The organism is Fictibacillus sp. EA-CB0309, assembly GCF_055814265.1.
On the sequence record NZ_CP169271.1, the window covers coordinates 1,032,051 to 1,053,108 of the forward strand.

Consider the following 21,058-nt stretch of genomic DNA (forward strand, 5'->3'; position numbering starts at 1 on the left):
GTTGATGCCAGTTTTTTTAATTATTGAGCGGCCTGATAAAAGTCTTCCATCATCTCGTAACTCATCGGACCGATATGCTTTTGTTGGATGATTCCTTTTTTATCGATAATAAAAGTCGTGGGGATCGTGACCGTTTTGTACGTATTTCCTACTTTTCCTTCTGGATCTAAAAGAACAGGGAAGTTCAGCTTATACTCTTGCGCAAACTTTTTAACTTCTTTTTCAGAATCGCTGTCTGTTAAGTTTACCGCTAGGACTTCTACGTTTTTAGATGAATGATCTTTATAATAACGCACCATTTCTGGCATTTCTGCACGGCACGGAGGACACCAGGTTGCCCAAATGTTAACAAACACGACCTTTCCTCTGAAATCAGATAATTTCACCTTATCTCCTTCGAGCGTTTTTAGTTCGAAATCAGGCGCGCGGTTTCCGTTTTTGATGCCAGATGCAGCCGTTGTGACAGCTTGCTCTTTCTTGCCTCCGAGCGGAGTATTCGTAAGGATCGAAAAGAAGAGTGCAGTGACAAGCATAGAAAGCACGGTTTTTCTTAACTCAAAAGAGCCTAGCGTATATAAGTAGATGGAGAGGATTGCGAAAAACAGTGAGATCAATGCATCAGCTAAAAGTTTGGTAGCCGCACAATGCGCTCCATAATAAAACGCAAAGAAAAGTGTGAGGGCTAATATTCCAGTGTAAAATACTCGGCTTCTATCGAGCTCCCGTTTTCCAGATGTCCATAAAAGATAGAGAACTGAGCCAATAATCCCGAGAACTAGGCCGGTTTCTCCGCCATTAAAATACAAAATATTAAACGGTTGTTTAACAATTAGAATAGGATGCAACACCGCATAGCTAATCTTCCATACGAACCAGCACAGCACGACCGCATTACTTAATACGTCTACAAGCTGCTTTTTATCGGGTTCTTTTCTAAGTTTTAGGTTAATGATTCCATAAGCAATCAAAGCTGAACCCAAAATCGCAAGCCACACCATTTTTACCGGAAAAGATCCGATCGATAAATAATTCTCCATCATTACACCCGCCCTAAACTTGTCCTTTATTTTAAACTGTATCAAAGTTTTATTGTTTTTATGCCTATTTTGCTTAAAAGATAGGCCCTGTTTAAGTCGTTTACTTACAGACACACAAAAAACGGCGAAGGCTAAAACAGCCTTCACCACTTTAAAAATCATCGATCCTATAGAAGATAAAACCCTACACCCATGATCAGATAGGCAGCTAGCAAGGTAAGGCCTTCAAACCAGTTCGTGTCTCCGTCGCTTGTTAAGGAGATCGTCAGGAAAACGGATAACACCATTGCAACGAGTTCAGGTAATGTAAATACGAGTGCCATTGATTTTTCAAAAACAGAGAAATCAATACAAGTAGCGGTGCGACAAACATCGCAATCTGGAGCGTTGAACCGATGGCGATCTCTACAGCAACGTTCATCTTATTCTTGTAAGCCATAATGATGGCTGAAGCGTGCTCTGCCGCATTTCCGACGATCGCAACGATGATTACCCCAATAAATACTTCACTCCACCCAAGCGTTTCTCCAACTTCTTCAAACGTATGAACGAGTTTTTCAGAAACATAAGCAACGGCAACCGTTGAGAGGGCAAGAATAATCAAGGCCTTCCATTTGCTCCATTCAGCCGTTTCATCTGAATGTGCGTCATCGTGCTCTGACTGATACACACCACGGTGGGTAACGAGCTTAAATAACAAGGCGGCAATATAAAGAACAATCATGATTACAGCAACCCAAACACTTAATGTGAGCGAATCGGCATCGTTCAGTTTATAAGAAAAGACCTCAGGGAAAACAAAAGCGACTACAACAGCGAAAATAAGCAACCCAGCATTATGGCGGGCATCATAGACGTTAAACTTTTGCTGTTTGAACTTTAATCCTCCTATAAAAAAGGACAATCCGCCAACTAGTAAAAGATTTCCGAGTACAGAACCCGTCAATGACGCTAATACTACACTTATGAGCCCTGCTTTTAAGGCGAAAATAGAAATGATTAGTTCGACAGCATTTCCGAATGTGGCATTCAGCAAGCCGCCTATCCTAGGCCCGGCAACAATGGCCAGACTTTCAGTGGCGCGCCCCATATAACCGGCAAGGGCAACGATCGTCGCACAATAGATAACAAAAAGTATAACAGCTGGCCAATGCAGCATACTCCCGATAACAGAAAGCGGTACACCAATAATGATGGCAATAAAAAAGATGCGATTAAACAAGACGCATTCCGTCCTTTCGTATGTATGATTTTATTTTTACATACTATTCCCTGAAATCCATTTTCTTAACTCCTAAAAAGAAACAGAAAATTCGCGTGAATTGGTTGACAGTTTCTAATAGGACGTGTAGACTTACAACTAAATCTTTATCATGGTAGTATATTAGCGAACTAAAGCATTGTTTAATAATAATACATTAAAATTCACTTCACATATAAAGGATGAAGGAACATGTCAAAACCGTTTGTATTTGAAAAGCCAGCAGGAATGCGCGATACGCTGCCTGCGTTTTATCAAAAAAATGAAGACATTAAAAATACAATAAAAAGAGAAATGGAGTCTTGGGGTTATCAATTCATTCAGACTCCTACACTTGAATATCACGATACAGTTGGTGAGGCTTCTGCTATTTTAGATCAGCAGCTCTTTAAACTGCTCGATATGGAAGGAAAAACATTAGTTCTTCGCCCAGACATGACAGCTCCAATTGCGAGGGTCGTATCTTCGAGTATGAAACATGTCGCTTATCCCCTGCGCCTTGCATATAGTTCTCCTGTTTTCCGTGCTCAGCAGCGTGAAGGCGGACGGCCAGCTGAGTTTGAACAAGTGGGCATTGAATTGATCGGCGAAGGAACGGCAAGTGCAGAAGCAGAAGCACTCGCACTTATGACAGAGGTGATCAGAAAGAGCGGCATCACATCATTTACTGTCGCTGTTGGTCATATTGGGTTTGTACAAGAGCTACTTGCAGATATTTTAGGAAATGACAGCCGAGCAGGTGAACTGCTTCGTTATTTAAATGAAAAAAATTATGTTGGATACACGTCACATGTAAAGCAGCTGCCGCTTTCATCCATTGATACACAGCGCTTATTAAAACTATTGGACTTAAGAGGCGGTGTTGAAGTCCTTGATGAAGCATTGGCTCTAAATCCGAATGTCAACGGACAGCAAACCCTTCAGGAATTAAAGACGTTATACAGCCTTCTTGAAGAGTATGATGCGGCACAGCATATTGTTTTTGATTTTACACTGTTCAGTCACATGAGCTATTACACAGGAATTGTGTTTGAAGGATACGCAGCTGGAATCGGTGCACCGATTGCCAGTGGTGGCCGTTATGATGATCTGCTCAGTCGCTTTGATCGAAAAGCACCGGCGATCGGTTTTGCAATCCGAATGGACTATTTTGTAGAAGCGTTAGGAAATAAAAACGACAATAAAAAAAGACAGTGTATTTTATATACAGGAGAGCGTAGAAAAGAAGCGCTTCAAACGGCAAAATCCAAACGAGAAGAAGGCGCATATGTTGTGATGCAAGATCTGTCTGGGGTAAAAAACGTGGATGAATTCAGCAAACGTTTCGATGAAGTTCATTATCTAATCGGAAGTCAGCAAGGAGAGGACTTTTCATGAGTACGGTTTTAACGATGGCAATGCCTAAAGGAAGAATTTTTGAAGAAGCGGTGGATCTGCTAAGACAGGCAGGTTATCCGCTGCCGCCTGAATTTGATGAATCCAGAAAATTGATCATTGATGCTCCTGAAGCAGGTCTTCGATTTATTTTGGCAAAACCGATGGACGTTCCAACCTATGTGGAACACGGGGTAGCTGATATCGGAATCGCAGGAAAAGACGTGATGCTTGAAGAAGAGCGGGATGTTTATGAAGTGCTGGACCTTAAAATCTCTGAATGCTATTTGGCTGTTGCGGGTCTGCCGGACGGGAATTATCAAAAGGTAGCACCTAAAATTGCTTCAAAGTATCCGAATGTCGCTTCTCATTATTTCAGAGAGCAAGGACAGCAAGTGGAAGTAATCAAATTGAACGGATCGATCGAGCTCGCGCCTTTAATTGGGCTAGCTGATCGTATTGTCGATATCGTTTCAACAGGCAGGACGTTAAAAGAAAACGGACTCGTTGAACTTGAAAAAATCGCAGATATCACTTCACGTTTAATTGTGAATCCAGCTAGCTACAGACTTCATGCAGCACGCATCAACGATCTCGTTGAACGGATGCGTACTCTCGTTGAAAGCAAGGAGGCTATTCAATGAAAATACAAGCTGTATCGGAATTGAAAAACCTTGAAAGAAGCGTAGAACAAAATACAGAAGTGCAAAGAAAAGCTGTTCTTGAGATTCTCCAAAACGTGAAAGCTGAGGGGGATAAAGCCCTTTTTCAATATACGGAAAAGCTTGATGGTGTTTCTTTGCAATCACTTGAAGTGACGAAATCTGAAATTGATGAAGCAATCTCTTCTCTTGATTCGGAAATGATTGAAATCATAAAGGAAGCTGCAGCGAACATTCGCGAGTATCATGAAAAACAAAAGCGACAATCTTGGTTTTTCACCCGCGAAGATGGCACATTATTAGGTCAAAAAGTAACACCGCTCGATTCTGTAGGTGTTTACGTTCCAGGTGGAACAGCGGCTTACCCGTCGTCGGTATTAATGGGTGTAATACCTGCAGCTGTTGCAGGTGTGGAGGAAATCGTCCTCGTGTCACCTCCTGGTAAGGATGGAAAGCTCCCGGCTGCCGTATTAGCAGCAGCTTCCATAGCAGGTGTTAAACGAATGTTTAAAATCGGCGGGGCACAAGCAATTGGAGCACTCGCGTACGGAACAGAATCGGTGCCAAAGACGGATAAGATTGTAGGGCCAGGTAATATATTTGTGGCTCTAGCAAAGCGCGAAGTCTTTGGAGTCTGTGATATTGATATGATTGCAGGTCCGAGCGAAATTGCTGTACTTGCCGATGAAACAGCAAACGCGCGATATATTGCAGCAGATCTACTCTCACAAGCAGAGCATGATCCGCGTTCTGCTGCTGTATTAGTAACGACATCAAAGGAACTTGCTGAAAAAGTCGCCACAGAAGTGGAATCACAGCTCGCACAACTTCCAAGAAAAGAGATCGCCATGCAGGCAATTCAGGACTATGGAGCCATCTATATCGTAAGTTCACTTTCAGAAGGCGCAGATGTAATCAACCAAATCGCACCTGAACACTTAGAGATTATGACGCAAGACCCGATGAGTCTTCTCGGGAAAATTAAACACGCGGGAGCTATTTTTCTTGGAGAACATAGCTCAGAGCCGGTTGGAGATTATTTTGCAGGCAGCAACCACGTTCTTCCGACGAGTGGAACAGCACGCTTTTCAAGTCCGCTCAATGTGGATGATTTTACGAAAAAATCAAGTGTCATCCGTTATAGCGAGCAAGCGATCAACGAAAATGGTCGGAAGATTTCAGCATTTGCCCGCTTAGAAGGACTAGAAGCACATGCGAGAGCGATTGATATTCGACTGGAGGACAAGTAAATGGAAAAGCATCTACGACAACATACCATTGAACGAAATACAAAAGAAACACAAATCAGTCTGTCTCTAGATATTGATGGAGAAGGGCAAGCCGATATTCAAACACCCGTCCCATTCTTAAACCATATGTTAGACGCGATCGCGCGTCATGGACATTTTGATCTGACGGTAAATGCAGCAGGAGATGTTGAGATTGATGACCATCATACAACAGAAGACGTGGGCATCTGTCTTGGACAAGCCATTCAAGGAGCTCTAGGTGACAAGCGTGGCATTAAACGTTACGGAAATGCGTTTGTGCCGATGGACGAAACGCTTGCTCAAGTCGTGATCGATCTTTCAAACCGTCCTCATCTAGAGTTTCGGGCAGAGTTTCCGAGTCAAAAAGTCGGTACGTTCGATACAGAACTCGTGCATGAATTTTTCTGGAAGCTTGCACTAGAAGCAAGAATGAATCTGCATGTGATCGTTCACTATGGCTCAAACACGCATCATATCATTGAAGCCATTTTTAAAGCATTTACAAAAGCGTTAGATGAAGCAACACAGATTGATCCACGTGTTAAAGGAGTGCCTTCTACGAAAGGAATGTTATAAATGATCGGAATTATCGACTATGGGATGGGCAATCTTCACTCTGTCTGTTCCGCATTAAAAAGAATCAACCAGCCATACATCCTTTCAGGTAATCCAGAGGAACTTCATGAGGTTGATGGGTTACTTCTTCCTGGAGTAGGTTCATTTAAAGATGCGATGAATGAATTGGGAAAAACGGGACTTGCTGATTTTATAAAAAAGAAGCAGCTAGCGGAAAGCCACTGATGGGCATCTGTCTTGGCATGCAGCTTCTGTTTGAAGAAAGTACAGAGAACGGTTTAACAAAAGGGCTTGGACTTCTGCCCGGAAAAGTTGAGCGTTTTTCAGGAAAAACAAGTGAAGGCAGTTCATATAAAGTGCCACATATGGGGTGGAATAACCTTACCTTTTTACAAAATGATCAGCCGTTATTAAAGGGTTTAGATGAAGGGTATGTTTATTTCGTACATTCCTTTGTCGTGCAAACTGAAAATCGAGAAGTTCTGGCTGCGGTCGCGAACTATGAAGACGTTGAAGTTCCTGCTGTTGTAGGAAGCGGCAGGATCATGGGTACGCAGTTTCACCCGGAAAAAGTTCTGAAACGGGCATGGGAATGCTGCAAAATTTTTGCCGTTTTGTTGAGGAGGGAAAACAAAGATGAGTACATTTATACTTTATCCGGCCATTGATATGCGTAACGGGAAATGCGTAAGATTAATGCAAGGTGATTACAATCAAGAGACGATCTACGGAGATTCTCCGTTTGATATGGCCAAACAGTTTGCAGATCAAGGTGCAGAGTGGATTCATATGGTTGACCTCGATGGTGCAAAGGACGGCAAGAAAATTAATCACGAGCATGTGCTACGTGTTGCAAAAGAACTTCCCGCAAAAGTACAGATCGGTGGAGGCATCCGTTCGATGGAAGACGTCTCTTATTATTTGGATGCTGGCGTTGACCGTGTGATCTTAGGAAGTGCTGCTGTTTCTAACCCAGATTTTGTTAGAGAAGCATTAGCTCGCTATGGTGGGTCTAGAGTGGCAATCGGACTCGATGCGCGTGATGGATTCGTTGCAACAGAAGGATGGCTCGAAACATCACATATAAGAGCTGTCGACTTAGCGAAGCGACTGGTAGAAGAAGGTGCACAAACCTTTATTTTTACCGACATATCAAAGGACGGTATGCTGCAAGGACCAAATGTTGAAGCAATCGGCGAATTAGCCGGCATCACAGGAAAAGAAGTGATTGCATCAGGCGGTGTCAGTTCCATCGAGGATCTGGTGAACTTAAAAAATGATGAACGTAAAATTGCCGGTGCCATTATCGGCAAAGCGCTGTATACAGAGCGTTTCACATTGTCAGATGCGTTAGGAAGTGTGAAGTAATGCTGACTAAGCGAATTATTCCTTGTTTGGACGTTAAAGAAGGACGAGTAGTAAAAGGCATTCAGTTTCTCAATCTCGTTGATGCTGGTGACCCTGTTGAACTAGCACGCTTTTATGATTCAGAAGGTGCAGATGAGCTCGTGTTTTTAGATATTTCTGCGAGTCACGAAGGCCGTGACACGATGGTTGAAGTGGTCGAACGAGTTGCCGCAGAACTGGCGATTCCCTTTACAGTCGGCGGCGGTATTAACAAACTTGAAGACATAAAGCGAGTTTTACGAGCAGGCGCTGACAAGGTTTCTGTGAATACAGCAGCCGTTTTGCGGCCTGAATTGATCACAGAAGGATCTGATTATTTTGGCGCACAATGCATCGTTGTTGCGATTGACGCAAAGTATGATGAAGAACTTGGCTCATGGCGTGTATATACCCATGGAGGGCGTAAACCCACTCAGTGGGAAGTCACTGAATGGGCGAAAGAGGCTGTCAACCGAGGCGCTGGAGAGATTCTGCTAACCAGCATGGATCAAGACGGAGAAAAGTCCGGGTTTAACTTAGAACTGACTAAAGCTGTGAGTGAAGCCGTAACGGTTCCTGTCATTGCATCAGGCGGTGCCGGGTCTTCAGAGCATTTTTATGATGCATTTACGGCTGGCAAAGCAGACGCTGGACTTGCTGCTAGTATTTTTCATTATAAAGAAACATCGATTGCAGAGGTAAAGACAGAATTGCGAAAGTTGGGGGTGTCTGTTCGATGAATTTGGAAAAGCTGAACTTTGACGAAAAAGGACTGATTCCTGCCGTAGTCCAGGATTATCAATCAAAAGAGGTATTGACTGTCGCGTATATGAACCGAGAATCGCTTGAAAAAACAGTCGAAATTGGTGAAACGGTATTCTTTTCAAGATCCCGGCAAGAATTATGGCACAAAGGTGAGACATCGGGTAACACACAAAAAGTAAAAAGCATCCGCTATGATTGCGATCAGGACGCTGTTGTCGTTCTCGTTGACCCTAAAGGACCAGCATGCCATACGGGCGCATACAGCTGTTTTTCAGAAACGCTTTATAGTGTAGATGATAAAGTGGATGAGCCAAACCCTGATCGATATGGAATTTTGACAGAGCTGCAAGAAATTATCGCAAAACGAGAGCATGAGATGCCTGAAGGAGCGTACACGACATACCTTTTTGAACACGGAGTCGACAAGATTTTGAAAAAGGTTGGAGAAGAAGCGGGCGAAGTAATTATCGCGGCAAAAAATCGTGATCCTGAAGAGCTGAAGTGGGAAGTTTCTGACCTGCTGTATCATGTATTGGTCCTATTACAGGAGCAAAGAGTTCCATTGGACGAGATTTTAGCTACGTTAAAAGAAAGACATACGAAAAAAGACAACTGAGGGTGATTTGAACTGCACCCCAATTGTTAGACACCACTAACAATTGGAGGTGCAGTTTTTTTGACTAAATATTCTTTTGAGGTAAAATTACAGGCTGTCTTTGCTTATCTTGAGGGAAAGGCTTCGTTCCAAGAAATCGCAAATCAGTTCAATATTAATTCCACCCAGTTGAAAAACTGGGTAAACCATTATAAAGAAAGCGGAGAAAAAGGACTCCTATCCACCTATACAAAATATGATATTCAATTTAAAATGGACGTACTCAATTATATGAACGACACTGGAGCGTCCCTTATGCATACGGCAGCTATATTTAAGATTCCTTCTCACCAGACCATCATCTCATGGAAACGGAAGGTGGAGAAGGATGGGCCGGACGCTCTGAAACCAAAGGAAAAGGGGCGTCCGTCTATGAAAAAGAAACCGCAGGAACCAAAGAAACCAGCATTACCTGAAGGATCTGAACAGCTATTACAGGCTGAGAATGAGCGTCTTCGTGCGGAGAATGCCTACTTAAAAAAGTTACATGCCTTAATTCAAGAAAGAGAAAAATCACCGAACTGGACAAAGCACAAATAATCCATCAGTTAAGGCATGAGTATAAGGTGAGAGATTTGATTAGAGCAGCTGGGATGCCTCGCAGCACGTATTACTACTGGGTCAAACAAATGGACCGTCCTGATAAATACAAGGAGATCAAAGAGGTCATCGGGGAAATCTACCATGAGCACAAAGGGCGGTACGGGTATCGCCGTATTACCTTAGAGCTTCGCAACAGGGGGATCGGCATTAATCACAAAACAGTCCGCCGTCTCATGGGACAGCTCGGGTTAAAAAGCCTTGTACGGATGAAGAAGTACAAGTCCTACCGCGGGCAGGAAGGTCGAATTACTTCTGATAAAATTAAGCGCGATTTCTTCGCATCCAAGCCCCTTGAGAAATTGGCAACGGATGTGACGGAAATCCACTTGCATGGTGAAAAGCTATACATTTCCCCGGTTATTGATTTATACAACGGTGAAATTATTGCCTACAATATGGAACAGCGTCCTGTTTATCATCTGGTTTCAAAAATGCTGGATCAAGTCTTTGAACGCTTGAAAGAAGGAGATTCCCCCATCCTTCATTCTGACCAGGGATGGCATTACCAGATGAAGCAATACCAGCACTCACTGAAAGAGCACGGAATCACCCAAAGCATGTCCCGCAAGAGGAATTGCCTCGATAACGCTGCCATGGAGAGTTTCTTTGCCGTATTGAAATCTGAATTGCTTTATCTATACGAGTTTGATAGCATGGAACATTTTAAGCGTGAACTGGAAGAATACATACAATACTATAACCACAAACGGATTAAGGCCAAATTAAAAGGCATGAGCCCGGTACAATACCGGACGCATGCCTCACAGGCCGCCTAAAATCCTAATGTCTAACTTTTTGGGTTCAGATCAATTTCTCGGTTGTTTTTTTTGTGTGTAACAATATTTCTATGTCTGTTCGGGTAACCCATGTTGTTCTTGAAAGTAGTTGATTTACGTTCCAGGTTGCTCGCTTTCCGCGGGGCAGGCGGTGAGCCACATTCGGACGTTTCACTCTTAAGTGTCTCACCTGCCCACCTGTCCTAGCGGTAGTCTCGCATCTTACACTCCAATCAACTTGCGAGTGAAGAAAAAATCAAAAGCAATAATCTTAATCAAGTAGAGCATTTCTTTAAAACATGAAGTTCATGCTCCCTCCAAAAAGCTATGCCCTCACTCCATTCTCCTGCTTCACCTCTCTTCATCATTTTTTGTCGAAACTTTCCTGCCCATTATTTACAGTTTAAGGGGTGTTACTCTATTTAGCCTGTGTTATAATTTTTGGGTTGAAAACTTTGTAAACTAAAAACGTGGAAGAATGATTAGGAGTTTACATAGTGGATGGAGGAACTAAATTATGCATAAACAAAAAAGTGCCAGTGCAGCTAGCGGCCGTGTTCTTCCCTTTATCCAGGATGGGGATTACTTTTTTGAAAAAGGAATAAAAGCCTATAACAGGCGTGATCTATATACAGCAAAAAAATGTTTGAGCGGGCCGTTACCTTCCAGCCGGAAGAGCCCTCTTTTTATGTCAGCTTGCTTCAACGCTTGCTGAGATCGGTGAATATGAAGAATCCAATAAACATTTGTTGAACGCTTTAGAGCAGGCAGGTTCTGATCTCTCCGAATGTCACTTTTTCCTTGCGAATAACTTTGCGCATTTAGGAATGTATTCGGACGCGGAAGAACATGCCCGTTTATATATTGAAAACGATCCGGATGGCGAATTTGTTGATGATACACAAGAACTCTTAGATCTCATTTCACTTGAAACAGGAAACAAGTCTGTTAATTTACCTCTTTCTACAGAAGAAGAGTTAATCAAACTGCATGATGAAGCTAGGCAGTCGATCGAACGGGGAGATCTGCCGCTTGCACAGCAGCAACTGCGCGCAATCATTACAGACCACCCTAAGTTTTGGGCGGCTTATAACAACTTAGCACTCACACATTTTTATAAAAGCGAATTTGATGAAGCAATGGATGTTCTTCAGGATGTGTTGGATAAAAATCCAGGTAATCTGAATGCTCTTTGTAATTTAGCGATCTTTTTGTTCCATTTAGGTATGGACGAGCCTGGCGGGAAGCTGGTTGAACGGTTAAAAATGGTACACCCGATGCACCCTGAGCACCGTTACAAGCTTGGAAATACGTTCGGGTTATTAGAAGAGCATATTTACGCAAACAAATGGCTTCAGACTTTGAAAAAATCATCATTTGTTTATGATCCGGTAACAACACATATGCTAGCGGTTTCGTATTTTGCGCTCGGACAGAAAGAGCTCTCTTTAAAGACGTGGAAAAAAGTGATAGAGCTTGACCCAGAAGGCCATGTTGCGCCGTTTTATATAGAAAAAGCGATGAAGGATGAGCTGTCCATTACAGGTGGAGACTATCAATACCGCATTCCTACAAGCAATCAGAACAAACCTAAAAAAGATCGTCAAATGAAAGCGATGGAACATATTCAGCAGGTGCGTAAAGGACTGGAAAAACACAAAATTACGCATTTATTTCTTTTGCGAGGGAATAAAAATGAAGAGGCCTATGCGACCCTTCGTGATTTTTGCCTGCGTAAAGAAGAATCTCTTCTCGCAAAAGAGATTGCTGCAAACATAATGCTAGAGCATCAGCCGCAACTGCCGGTTAAATTAGCACATGATGACGAACTTGTGGAAGTAGGACGTCCCTCTGAAATCATTAGCGCGGCACTCGATGTTCTTCTTTTTATAAAAGAAAAAGGTTCCACACTTGATGAACAGGTTCTGTTTTATTGGTCAGAAGCGATTAAGTTTGCTGAACTGTCTGGAGAAGGAATTTTTGATAATCAAAAAGCGATCGCTGCGGCAATCGATCACTTAGCTCGCAAGCAAAAAGGACGATCTACCCAAAAGCCGTTGCTGAGCAGTACGAAATCTCGGTTTCTATGCTGTCCTTACGAATCAAAAAACTGATTGGCTGGGTAAATCGGAACGTCTGAGCAGAATGATGGACTTTACTCCTATGAGCCTATAGGATAGAGATATAGCAAATAAGAATTTCCTTATATAAGGAGTGGGCTTTAATGACTGAAGAAAAAATTTATGATGTTGCCATTCTTGGTGCAGGACCAGCTGGTATGACAGCAGCGGTCTATACTTCCCGCGCTAACCTGGATACGATTATGATTGAACGAGGTATCCCTGGCGGACAGATGGCAAACACAGAAGACGTTGAAAACTATCCTGGTTTTGATCACATTCTAGGACCGGAACTATCTAACAAAATGTTCGAACACGCAAAAAAATTCGGTGCTGAATACGCCTATGGTGATGTGAAAGAGATCATCGACGGTGAAGAGTACAAAACGATCAAAGCTGGAAGCAAAACATATAAAGCACGTTCGATTATCATCTCAACCGGTGCTGAATATAAGAAACTTGGCGTACCGGGCGAAAAAGAATTTTCTGGTCGCGGTGTTTCGTATTGTGCAGTGTGTGATGGAGCATTCTTTAAAAACCGTGAACTCGTTGTTGTCGGCGGTGGTGACTCTGCTGTTGAAGAGGGAGTTTACTTAACTCGCTTCGCATCAAAAGTAACAATCGTTCACAGACGTGATAAGCTTCGTGCGCAAAAGATCCTTCAGCAGCGCGCATTTGACAACGATAAGATCGACTTTATCTGGAATCATTCTGTAAAAGAAATTCACGGCGAAAACAACAAAGTGAATAAAGTAACCCTTGTTCATTCTGAAACAGGTGAAAAACAAGACTTCTCAGCGGATGGTGTTTTCATATACATCGGAATGCTGCCGCTAAACGCTGCGTTTAAAGATCTTGGCATCACGAACGAAAACGGCTATGTTGAAACAAACGAACAAATGGAAACGAGAATCCCTGGCATCTTTGCAGCTGGAGATATTCGTGAAAAAACACTTCGTCAGATTGTTACGGCAACAGGTGATGGAAGTATTGCTGCACAAGCGGCTCAGCACTATGTGGAGAGCTTAGCTGAAAAGCTAAAAAACGTAACTTCCAATTAATGTGATTGTAACAGTGGTGAAACAATTGTGGGGTAATATAAAAATAAGAAATTGACCCCCTTTTTATAAAGGCAAGACTTTGACACGGAGCTATGCTTCGTGTCCTTTTTTATGCGCTTTGTCACATATAGTAAAAATGCGAAAAAAATACTTAAAAAAGGATACTAAATTCATTTCTAATCTCTTCATTGAAAATTGATTGGAGTGTAAGATGCGAGACTCCTGCGGGACAGGCGGGCAGGTGAGACACTTAAGAGTGAAACGTCCAAATGTGGCTCACCGCCTGCCCCGCGGAAAGCGAGCATCTGAAACGGAAATCAACTACTCTCTAAGACATCATTGAAAAGTGCAAAAACTCCATGGATAAAGCTCATTTAATAGGGTATTTTTTCACATAATAAAAAAAGATCAATACCATAAATTAGAATGCTAAAATACGTCAAACCCTTGAGACCTCTGTATTGTGAGGGGTTACATAATTTAGTATACTAACAAGTAGGACATAGCCCTGAGGTGAAACAAGTGCAAAGAGTAACAAACTGTGTGTTAATTAGAGACAATCAAGTGCTTCTGCTTCAAAAGCCTAGACGGGGCTGGTGGGTAGCACCCGGTGGGAAAATGGAGTCTACCGAGTCCATTCGGGATTCTGTTATTCGGGAGTACCGCGAAGAAACAGGGATCTATCTGAAGAATCCTCAACTTAAAGGTGTCTTTAATTTTATTATTAAAGAAGGTGACAAAATCGTCTCTGAGTGGATGATGTTTACCTTTTTTGCAACCGATTCAGAAGGTGTTGCATTAGAAGAATGTGAAGAAGGAATTCTGTCTTGGAAGTCTGTTGAAGAAGTTCGTGAACTTCCGATGGCGCCAGGAGACCATCATATTCTTGATTACATGACTAATGGAAGCAACATGATTTTTGGCACGTTTACGTATACACCTGATTTTGAACTGCTTGCATATCGCTTAGATCCAGCATAACTCTGGGCTAGCCGCATATGAATTGAACATAGCTTACTGGGGGAAATGGCATGGAAAGACATGATGTACAAATGGTGATTATTACAGGAATGTCAGGGGCCGGGAAGACGGTAGCCATGCAGAGCTTTGAAGATTTAGGCTTTTTCTGTGTTGATAATCTGCCACCTGCACTACTCCCTAAATTTGTAGAATTGATGCAAGAATCTGCTGGCAAACTGAACAAAGTCGCGCTTGTGATGGATCTGCGCGGCCGTGAATTTTTTGATCAGTTGTTCTCAACGCTCGATCAATTAGCAGTCTCATCCGATGTTCAGCCGCAGATTTTATATTTAGATTGTAAAGATGCAACGCTTGTAAGGCGTTATAAAGAAACGCGCCGCTCACATCCGCTAGCGAAAAGCGGAAACCCTCTTCAAGGCATCACGCAAGAACGGGAGATGCTCGAAGAACTAAAGGGAAGAGCTCAGCAAGTGTTGGATACGTCTGACTTAAAACCGCTTCAGTTGCGTGAGCGAATCATTCAGCGCTTTTCTGCTAATGCCGCTCATCCGTTTACGATTAATGTGATGTCATTCGGATTTAAGTACGGTATGCCGATCGATGCTGACTTAGTATTTGATGTTCGCTTCTTACCGAACCCGCACTATATTGAACACATGAGACCAAGAACAGGACTTGAAGCAGACATTTCTGAGTACGTATTAAAATGGCCGGAAACGAACATGTTCTTAGAAAAACTGCTGGATCTCCTGCATTTTATGGTTCCTCAATATAAAAGAGAAGGAAAGAGCCAGTTGATCATCGGGATCGGATGTACAGGCGGGAAGCATCGTTCTGTAGCTCTAGCTGAATATATCGGAAATGCACTTTCCAAAGAATATGTAACATTCAGCTCTCACAGAGATATGGGAAAGGATAAAGTATAGATGAAAAAGCAGCCGAAAGTGGTAGTGCTTGGCGGGGGAACAGGGCTCTCTGTTCTTCTACGCGGACTGAAGCGCTACCCAGTTGATATCACTGCTATCGTAACGGTTGCAGATGATGGCGGCAGCTCAGGAAGGTTGAGGAGGGATTATGACATGCCTCCTCCTGGCGATGTAAGAAACGTAATCGCCGCTCTTTCTGAGGTTGAGCCGCTTGTGGAAAAAATGTTTCAGCACAGGTTTAAAGTAGGCGACGGAATTACCGGTCACTCACTAGGAAACCTGCTTCTTGCGGCCATGCATGATATAACAGGAGATTTTTTAACCGGAATTCGGGAACTTAGTCGCGTTTTAAACGTAAGAGGTCAAGTACTCCCTGCTGCAAAAAACAGCATCATTTTATGCGCAGAGTTGGAAGATGGGACGATTGTACAGGGGAATCCAAGATCCCGCTGTCGAATAAGAAAATCAAACGTGTTTTCTTATCAGATGAGAAGATCGAACCTCTTCGTGAGAGTGTTAAAGCGATACAAGAAGCAGACTTAATCGTAATCGGACCAGGAAGCTTATATACGAGCATCTTGCCGAACCTTCTTGTTAACGGAATCTCTAATGCTATTCGCGAGGCAACGGCACCTAGAGTATATGTATGTAATGTGATGACACAGCCTGGTGAGACAACCGATTACACGGCAGGAGATCACATCCAGGCATTAATCGACCATGTGGGCCATAATTTTATTGATGTTGTGATCGTGAACAATGAAACGATCCCGTCTGAATTTTTGGACCTTTACTTGGAAGAAGGGGCATCACAAGTGCAGTTCGATGAGGAACGTTTAAATTCGTTTGGGATCGGACTAGTCTGCGACAATATTATTCAATACGGCACGCTTGTAAGGCATGATGCGCAAAGGGTTTCTGACTTGCTGTTAGGACTTTTAGAAAAATAGTTTATGGTTTGTAATGGATGGAAGAGGAGTGGTGATGCAGATGTCTTTTGCTGCAGATACAAAAAAGAATTAACGCAGCTCGAACTGAAGGATTGCTGTAAAAAAGCTGAGTTAGCTGCTTTGATTCGAATGAATGGTTCCATCTCTTTCAGCAACAGAAAATTGATTCTGGATATTCCGACTGAAAATGCTGCTATCGCAAGAAGAATTTATACGCTGATCAAGCGTGTATATCCTTACCACGTAGAGCTATTAGTACGAAAAAGATGCGCTTGAAAAAGAATAATGTCTACATTGTACGTGTTTCAGAAGAATCAAGAGCATTGTTGGAAGATTTGAAGATTATTGACGGGGCGTTTACGTTTACCCGCAACATTGCAGAGGAATTTAATAAAAAAGCTGCTGCCGCCGTGCATACATGAGAGGCGCTTTCTTAGCAGGGGTTCGGTGAATCATCCTGAGACAAGCTATCATCTTGAAATCTTTTCGATGTATGAAGAGCATACGGTTGCATTGGCAGAACTGATGAACAAATTTAAGCTTAAAGCGAAAGTTCTAGAACGCAAAAAAGGCTATATTATCTATTTAAAAGATGGCGAAAAGATTTCAGAGTTTCTAACCCTGATCGGCGCCCATCATGCTGTTTTGTTCTTTGAGGATATTCGTATCTTAAAGGATATGCGGAACTCGGTAAACCGCCTGGTGAACTGTGAGACGGCAAACCTCAACAAAACGGTAGGAGCTGCCATGAGACAGGTCGAGAATATCAAATTCATCGATGAACAAGTAGGACTTGAAAAACTTCCAGATAAATTACGCGAAATTGCGCAGCTTAGAGTAACTCACCAAGAAATTACCCTTAAAGAACTGGGCGAAATGGTATCATCCGGCCCTGTAAGTAAATCAGGTGTAAATCACCGATTACGCAAGATTGATGAAATAGCAACGAAAATTAGAAGCGGTCAACCCATCAATTGATGTTCCAATAGAGAGATAAGGTTAGAGGAGGTAAGGTAGAATGGTTGAGAAGAAAGTAACCGTGCAGTTGAAAAGCGGACTGCAAGCACGCCCAGCCGCATTATTTGTTCAAGAAGCAAACCGTTACACGTCTGATGTATTTGTTGAGAAGGAAGGCAAGAAAGTCAATGCAAAGAGCATCATGGGGATTATGAGTTTAGCCGTAGGATCTGGTGCTGAACTTGTTTTAGCTGTTGATGGCCCTGATGAGAAAGAAGCCATTGAAGCACTATCGGCTTTTGTTTCTAAAGTAGAATAATAGGGGTCTGACCCCAGACAAATACAAACCGCCGTTTTGTCCATCTAGAAAGGACAAATGGCGGTTTTTTCTATTTCATAGGGTTGGCCAACCAACTTCTCTTTATATACTGATAGAAGAGGAAAAGGGAGGCGATTATTTTGCATCATACAAGTTTTGTGCATGACTGGTCGTTTGCCGCTGGTTTAACCGTTTTGAATATGCTATTAACCTTATATTTGATCAAACCCCGAAAAAGTACGTTCAGGCTCATCTTCTGGGTTTCGATGCTGATTTTCATTCTTCTCTATCCCTTGGCGTTAGCTGGCTACACGCTGCAATATCCACAAAGTTCCGGCTTGTTCTTAGGACTTGCGTTTATGATTACGATTATATTTAGCCTCATATTATTTTTTAGTGTTTGCTGGGTTTGGGTGATTCGGCACTCGTTTTATCGCTAAGCTTTTGTAACCTTATTCAATAGTTGACAGATAAGGGGTAACCCTATATATTAATCACTAATCAGGAGAATAGTAAGAGTTGAGATGAGTGGAGAAAAGAGAGCATAGCTTGAGCTGAGTTGAGAGTATTTAATCCTGTATTAAACCTCTTTCTTAGTTTATTAATGATGCATTTAATTAGCCTCCGCTGTAACAAGCGAGAGGTTTTTATTTTTTGAAAGAGGTGAATTGAACATGTTTGTACCATCTTTAGAGGAAGTTGTATCTCTATCGAAAGAAAACTACAATGTGATTCCGATTGGTCTTACGTATCTATCTGATCAAGAAACATGCATCTCTCAGTTTGAGAGAGTACGCCACGAGCCGTATGCGTTTCTGCTTGAAAGTGTAGAAGGCGGAGAACGTTGGGCTAGATACTCCTATATCGGCAGAAAACCCTTTTTGGTTGTTTCCTCAAAAGGGACCAAAGTCGATCTTGACTTTATTAAAGAAAATCAACACATACAGAAACAAGGCTCTCCATTAGAAATCGTGAAGTACTATATGTCGCGATACAAGTCTCCTAAACACTCTTCTCTGCCTCCGTTTACAGGAGGTGCTGTTGGCTTTTTCGGCTATGACCTGATTCATACGTTTGAAAATGTGCCAAAACCAAAATCGCCATCCAACCAAGAAAATGAAATGGAATTTTTGTTCACTGACGAAATCATTGTATTTGATCATCTGAAACAAAAAACCACAATCCTGTGCAATCTGCACGTTTCCCATGATGATAATGAGGAAAGTATTAAACAAAAGTATAACGACGTTTGCGAGAGTATTCGTCGAACGTATCAAGAGTTGCAGCAACACCCGAAAAGCAAGGCAGAAAATTCAGAACAGCCATTAACCGTGAAAAAAGCAGAGGAGTTCGCTCTTCTCACACAAAAGAAGAATTCTGTTCCATGGTTGAGCAGGCGAAAGAATACATCAAATCTGGAGACGTTTTTCAAGTCGTATTGTCACAGCGGTTTGAACAGGAAACGGAAGCCGATCCGTTTGATGTGTACCGGCTTCTGCGTTCCATGAATCCATCGCCATATATGTATTACTACAAATCTAACGACACGTTTATCGTAGGTGCTTCTCCTGAGCTTCTTGTAAAAGTAGATAACGGATGTGTTGAAAACAGGCCGATCGCAGGAACCCGGCCAAGAGGCAAGACGCATGAGGAAGACTTAGCATATGAAAGGGACTTACTCGCAGATGAAAAAGAGCGTGCAGAACATGTCATGCTTGTTGATCTAGGCAGAAACGATGTTGGACGAGTCAGTGAATTTGGTTCTGTTGAGCTAGACTCTTATATGGAAATCGAACGGTATTCACACGTAATGCATATGGTATCGCACGTAAAAGGCAAAATGCAAAAAGATAAAGATTTCTTTGATGCTTTGCGCTCGTGCATGCCGGCTGGAACAGTCTCAGGTGCTCCGAAGGTAAGAGCTATGCAGATCGTCTCAGAACTGGAGAAGCAATCACGCGGTGTATATGGAGGCGCGATCGGCTATTTAGGGTTCAACGGGCAGATGGACTCATGTATCGCGATTCGAACGATCGTGTTTCAAGACGGCAAAGCATATGTGCAAGCAGGAGCTGGTGTTGTGGCGGATTCCGTGCCTGAACGTGAATACGAAGAAACGGTCAACAAAGCCAAAGCCATGCTGAAAGCAATCGAGGGGGACAGACCCCAGACAAATACAAATCCCTGTTTTGTCCATTTAGTGAGGACACCCAGAACACGCAATACACTGACAGCGTAAAGCTAACCGCCATGAGCATTTTTCTATTATCACACCATCAAAATGGATATACTGTCCCTTGTATCATTTTTACCAATCTTACTACTCGTAAAGGGGACTTTATAGATGAAAGCTTTATTGTTACAAGACAAAAACATGTGGCGTGAAATGAAGGTTAGTGAAACAGATAAACCTGTTCCAGGACCAGGTGAAGTTCTTGTTAAAGTGAAGGCGGCAGGACTTAATCCAGTAGACTACAAAACGGCAACAAATGGAAACCCAAATTGGAACTATCCTCATATTTTAGGACTAGACGCTGCGGGTGTTATTGAAGAAACAGGGGAAGGGGTTACGGAATTCAAACAAGGAGACCGTATCTTCTATCATGGTAACCTCGCAAAAAAGGCGGATACGCTGAATATGCGCTTACTACCGCTCATTCTGTAGCTAGAATTCCAGACGGACTGTCATTTGAGGAAGCAGCTGCTCTTCCATGTGCAGGGATGACGGCTTATCAAGCACTATTCCGCAAGATGAACTTGAAAGAAGGTGAGACGATCCTGATCCATGGCGGCGCAGGGGGTGTCGGCGGTTTTGCGATACAGCTGGCTAAACAGATTGGAGCGATCATCATCACAACATGTTCGCCTGAAAATGAAGAATACGTGAAGAGCTTAGGTGCAGATCACGTGATTTTTTATAAAACAGAAGATGTCCATGCTCGAGTCATGGAACTGACTGATAATGTTGGTGTAGATGCCGTTCTTGATACCGTAAGCCGTGATAATGCTACTCAGTCTCTAAAGAGTATTGCATTTAACGGGCGTATTGCTTTTATTGCTGGAAATCCTGATTATTCCGCTGTTAAACCATTCAGCCAAGCGCTATCCTTTCACGAGATCGCACTAGGTGCTGCTCATTTTTCTAATTCAGTCAAAGCACAAAAAGATCTAGCAACAATGAACGAAGAATTGGCACAGCTTGTGGCCGAAGGAAAAATAACAGCTATGATTTCTGAAACGATTTCGCTAGAAGAAGTACCTGCTGCACTTGCTAAGCTTGCAGAACGACACGTTAAAGGAAAAATTGTAGCTGTACTTTAATAAAACACACAAAAAAACAGGGCTGCTCAACATTGAAGCAGTCCTGTTTTTCCTATT

At 42.6% G+C, this 21,058-nt stretch carries 17 protein-coding genes and 6 pseudogenes; 20 read left to right on the forward strand and 3 right to left on the reverse strand.

The window, feature by feature from the left end:
- Nucleotides 1-20 precede the first annotated feature (20 nt).
- Entirely contained in the window at nucleotides 21-1,040 is a 1,020-nt protein-coding gene (locus tag ACEWFH_RS05695) for a redoxin domain-containing protein (RefSeq protein ID WP_473726469.1), read from the reverse strand.
- A 164-nt stretch (nucleotides 1,041-1,204) separates the two neighbouring features.
- A pseudogene (cax, locus tag ACEWFH_RS05700) lies at nucleotides 1,205-2,259 on the reverse strand (calcium/proton exchanger).
- Between the two features lie 231 nt (nucleotides 2,260-2,490).
- On the opposite strand from cax, the gene ACEWFH_RS05705 reads away from it, so the two are divergent.
- From ACEWFH_RS05705 to ACEWFH_RS05745, 9 genes and pseudogenes are all read left to right on the forward strand, one after another.
- Nucleotides 2,491-3,675, forward strand: coding sequence for an ATP phosphoribosyltransferase regulatory subunit (locus ACEWFH_RS05705; protein WP_473726470.1), 1,185 nt, complete (start codon nucleotides 2,491-2,493; stop codon nucleotides 3,673-3,675).
- Nucleotides 3,672-4,316: an ATP phosphoribosyltransferase gene (gene hisG, locus ACEWFH_RS05710; protein ID WP_473726471.1), complete on the forward strand. Its 645-nt coding sequence runs from the start codon at nucleotides 3,672-3,674 to the stop codon at nucleotides 4,314-4,316. Before ACEWFH_RS05705 ends, hisG begins: the two co-directional genes overlap by 4 nt.
- On the forward strand, nucleotides 4,313-5,584 hold the full coding sequence (gene hisD / locus ACEWFH_RS05715; RefSeq protein ID WP_473726472.1) for a histidinol dehydrogenase: 1,272 nt from the start codon (nucleotides 4,313-4,315) through the stop codon (nucleotides 5,582-5,584). The genes hisG and hisD overlap by 4 nt, the downstream gene beginning before the upstream one ends.
- Nucleotides 5,585-6,181, forward strand: coding sequence for an imidazoleglycerol-phosphate dehydratase HisB (hisB, locus tag ACEWFH_RS05720; RefSeq protein WP_473726473.1), 597 nt, complete (start codon nucleotides 5,585-5,587; stop codon nucleotides 6,179-6,181).
- Nucleotides 6,182-6,821 (forward strand): annotated as a pseudogene (gene hisH / locus ACEWFH_RS05725) (imidazole glycerol phosphate synthase subunit HisH).
- Nucleotides 6,818-7,549: a 1-(5-phosphoribosyl)-5-[(5-phosphoribosylamino)methylideneamino]imidazole-4-carboxamide isomerase gene (gene hisA / locus ACEWFH_RS05730; RefSeq protein ID WP_473726474.1), complete on the forward strand. Its 732-nt coding sequence runs from the start codon at nucleotides 6,818-6,820 to the stop codon at nucleotides 7,547-7,549. Before hisH ends, hisA begins: the two are co-directional and overlap by 4 nt.
- Complete coding sequence (gene hisF / locus ACEWFH_RS05735; protein ID WP_473726475.1) at nucleotides 7,549-8,307, forward strand: imidazole glycerol phosphate synthase subunit HisF; 759 nt, start codon at nucleotides 7,549-7,551, stop codon at nucleotides 8,305-8,307. The genes hisA and hisF overlap by 1 nt, the downstream gene beginning before the upstream one ends.
- Nucleotides 8,304-8,948, forward strand: coding sequence for a bifunctional phosphoribosyl-AMP cyclohydrolase/phosphoribosyl-ATP diphosphatase HisIE (gene hisIE, locus ACEWFH_RS05740; RefSeq protein ID WP_473726476.1), 645 nt, complete (start codon nucleotides 8,304-8,306; stop codon nucleotides 8,946-8,948). Before hisF ends, hisIE begins: the two co-directional genes overlap by 4 nt.
- Nucleotides 8,949-9,008: 60 nt before the next feature.
- Nucleotides 9,009-10,366, forward strand: a protein-coding gene (locus ACEWFH_RS05745; protein WP_473726477.1) for an IS3 family transposase whose coding sequence is annotated in 2 segments (ribosomal slippage) — nucleotides 9,009-9,474 and nucleotides 9,474-10,366 — 1,359 coding nt in all. Because the reading frame shifts where the segments join, the coding sequence is not laid out codon by codon here.
- Nucleotides 10,367-10,391: 25 nt separating this feature from the next.
- Here the strand turns inward: ACEWFH_RS05745 and ACEWFH_RS05750 are convergent.
- A complete protein-coding gene (locus ACEWFH_RS05750; RefSeq protein WP_473726478.1) occupies nucleotides 10,392-10,556 on the reverse strand; it encodes a hypothetical protein in 165 nt (54 codons plus the stop codon).
- 556 nt (nucleotides 10,557-11,112) lie between these two features.
- Here ACEWFH_RS05750 and ACEWFH_RS05755 point away from each other — a divergent pair.
- The 11 genes and pseudogenes from ACEWFH_RS05755 to ACEWFH_RS05805 all read left to right on the forward strand — a co-directional run bounded on the left by ACEWFH_RS05755 (nucleotide 11,113) and on the right by ACEWFH_RS05805 (nucleotide 21,001).
- Nucleotides 11,113-12,480 (forward strand): tetratricopeptide repeat protein, encoded by a 1,368-nt coding sequence (locus ACEWFH_RS05755; RefSeq protein WP_473726479.1) that lies wholly within the window; start codon nucleotides 11,113-11,115, stop codon nucleotides 12,478-12,480.
- A 110-nt stretch (nucleotides 12,481-12,590) separates the two neighbouring features.
- Nucleotides 12,591-13,547, forward strand: coding sequence for a thioredoxin-disulfide reductase (gene trxB / locus ACEWFH_RS05760; RefSeq protein ID WP_473726480.1), 957 nt, complete (start codon nucleotides 12,591-12,593; stop codon nucleotides 13,545-13,547).
- A gap of 211 nt (nucleotides 13,548-13,758) precedes the next feature.
- The gene (locus ACEWFH_RS05765) at nucleotides 13,759-13,890 is read left to right on the forward strand and encodes a hypothetical protein (protein ID WP_473726481.1); all 132 of its coding nucleotides are present in this window, start codon (nucleotides 13,759-13,761) and stop codon (nucleotides 13,888-13,890) included.
- Nucleotides 13,891-14,069: 179 nt separating this feature from the next.
- Nucleotides 14,070-14,528: an NUDIX hydrolase gene (locus tag ACEWFH_RS05770; RefSeq protein WP_289494515.1), complete on the forward strand. Its 459-nt coding sequence runs from the start codon at nucleotides 14,070-14,072 to the stop codon at nucleotides 14,526-14,528.
- Between the two features lie 50 nt (nucleotides 14,529-14,578).
- A complete protein-coding gene (gene rapZ, locus ACEWFH_RS05775; protein WP_289494516.1) occupies nucleotides 14,579-15,454 on the forward strand; it encodes an RNase adapter RapZ in 876 nt (291 codons plus the stop codon).
- Nucleotides 15,455-16,404 (forward strand): annotated as a pseudogene (locus tag ACEWFH_RS05780) (gluconeogenesis factor YvcK family protein).
- Nucleotides 16,405-16,444: 40 nt separating this feature from the next.
- A pseudogene (gene whiA / locus ACEWFH_RS05785) lies at nucleotides 16,445-17,382 on the forward strand (DNA-binding protein WhiA).
- Between the two features lie 40 nt (nucleotides 17,383-17,422).
- Nucleotides 17,423-17,680 (forward strand): HPr family phosphocarrier protein, encoded by a 258-nt coding sequence (locus ACEWFH_RS05790; protein WP_473726482.1) that lies wholly within the window; start codon nucleotides 17,423-17,425, stop codon nucleotides 17,678-17,680.
- Nucleotides 17,681-17,820: 140 nt separating this feature from the next.
- The gene (locus tag ACEWFH_RS05795) at nucleotides 17,821-18,120 is read left to right on the forward strand and encodes a hypothetical protein (RefSeq protein WP_473726483.1); all 300 of its coding nucleotides are present in this window, start codon (nucleotides 17,821-17,823) and stop codon (nucleotides 18,118-18,120) included.
- A 234-nt stretch (nucleotides 18,121-18,354) separates the two neighbouring features.
- A pseudogene (trpE, locus tag ACEWFH_RS05800) lies at nucleotides 18,355-19,919 on the forward strand (anthranilate synthase component I).
- Between the two features lie 105 nt (nucleotides 19,920-20,024).
- Nucleotides 20,025-21,001: pseudogene (locus tag ACEWFH_RS05805) on the forward strand (zinc-binding dehydrogenase).
- The last annotated feature ends 57 nt before the right edge of the window (nucleotides 21,002-21,058 follow it).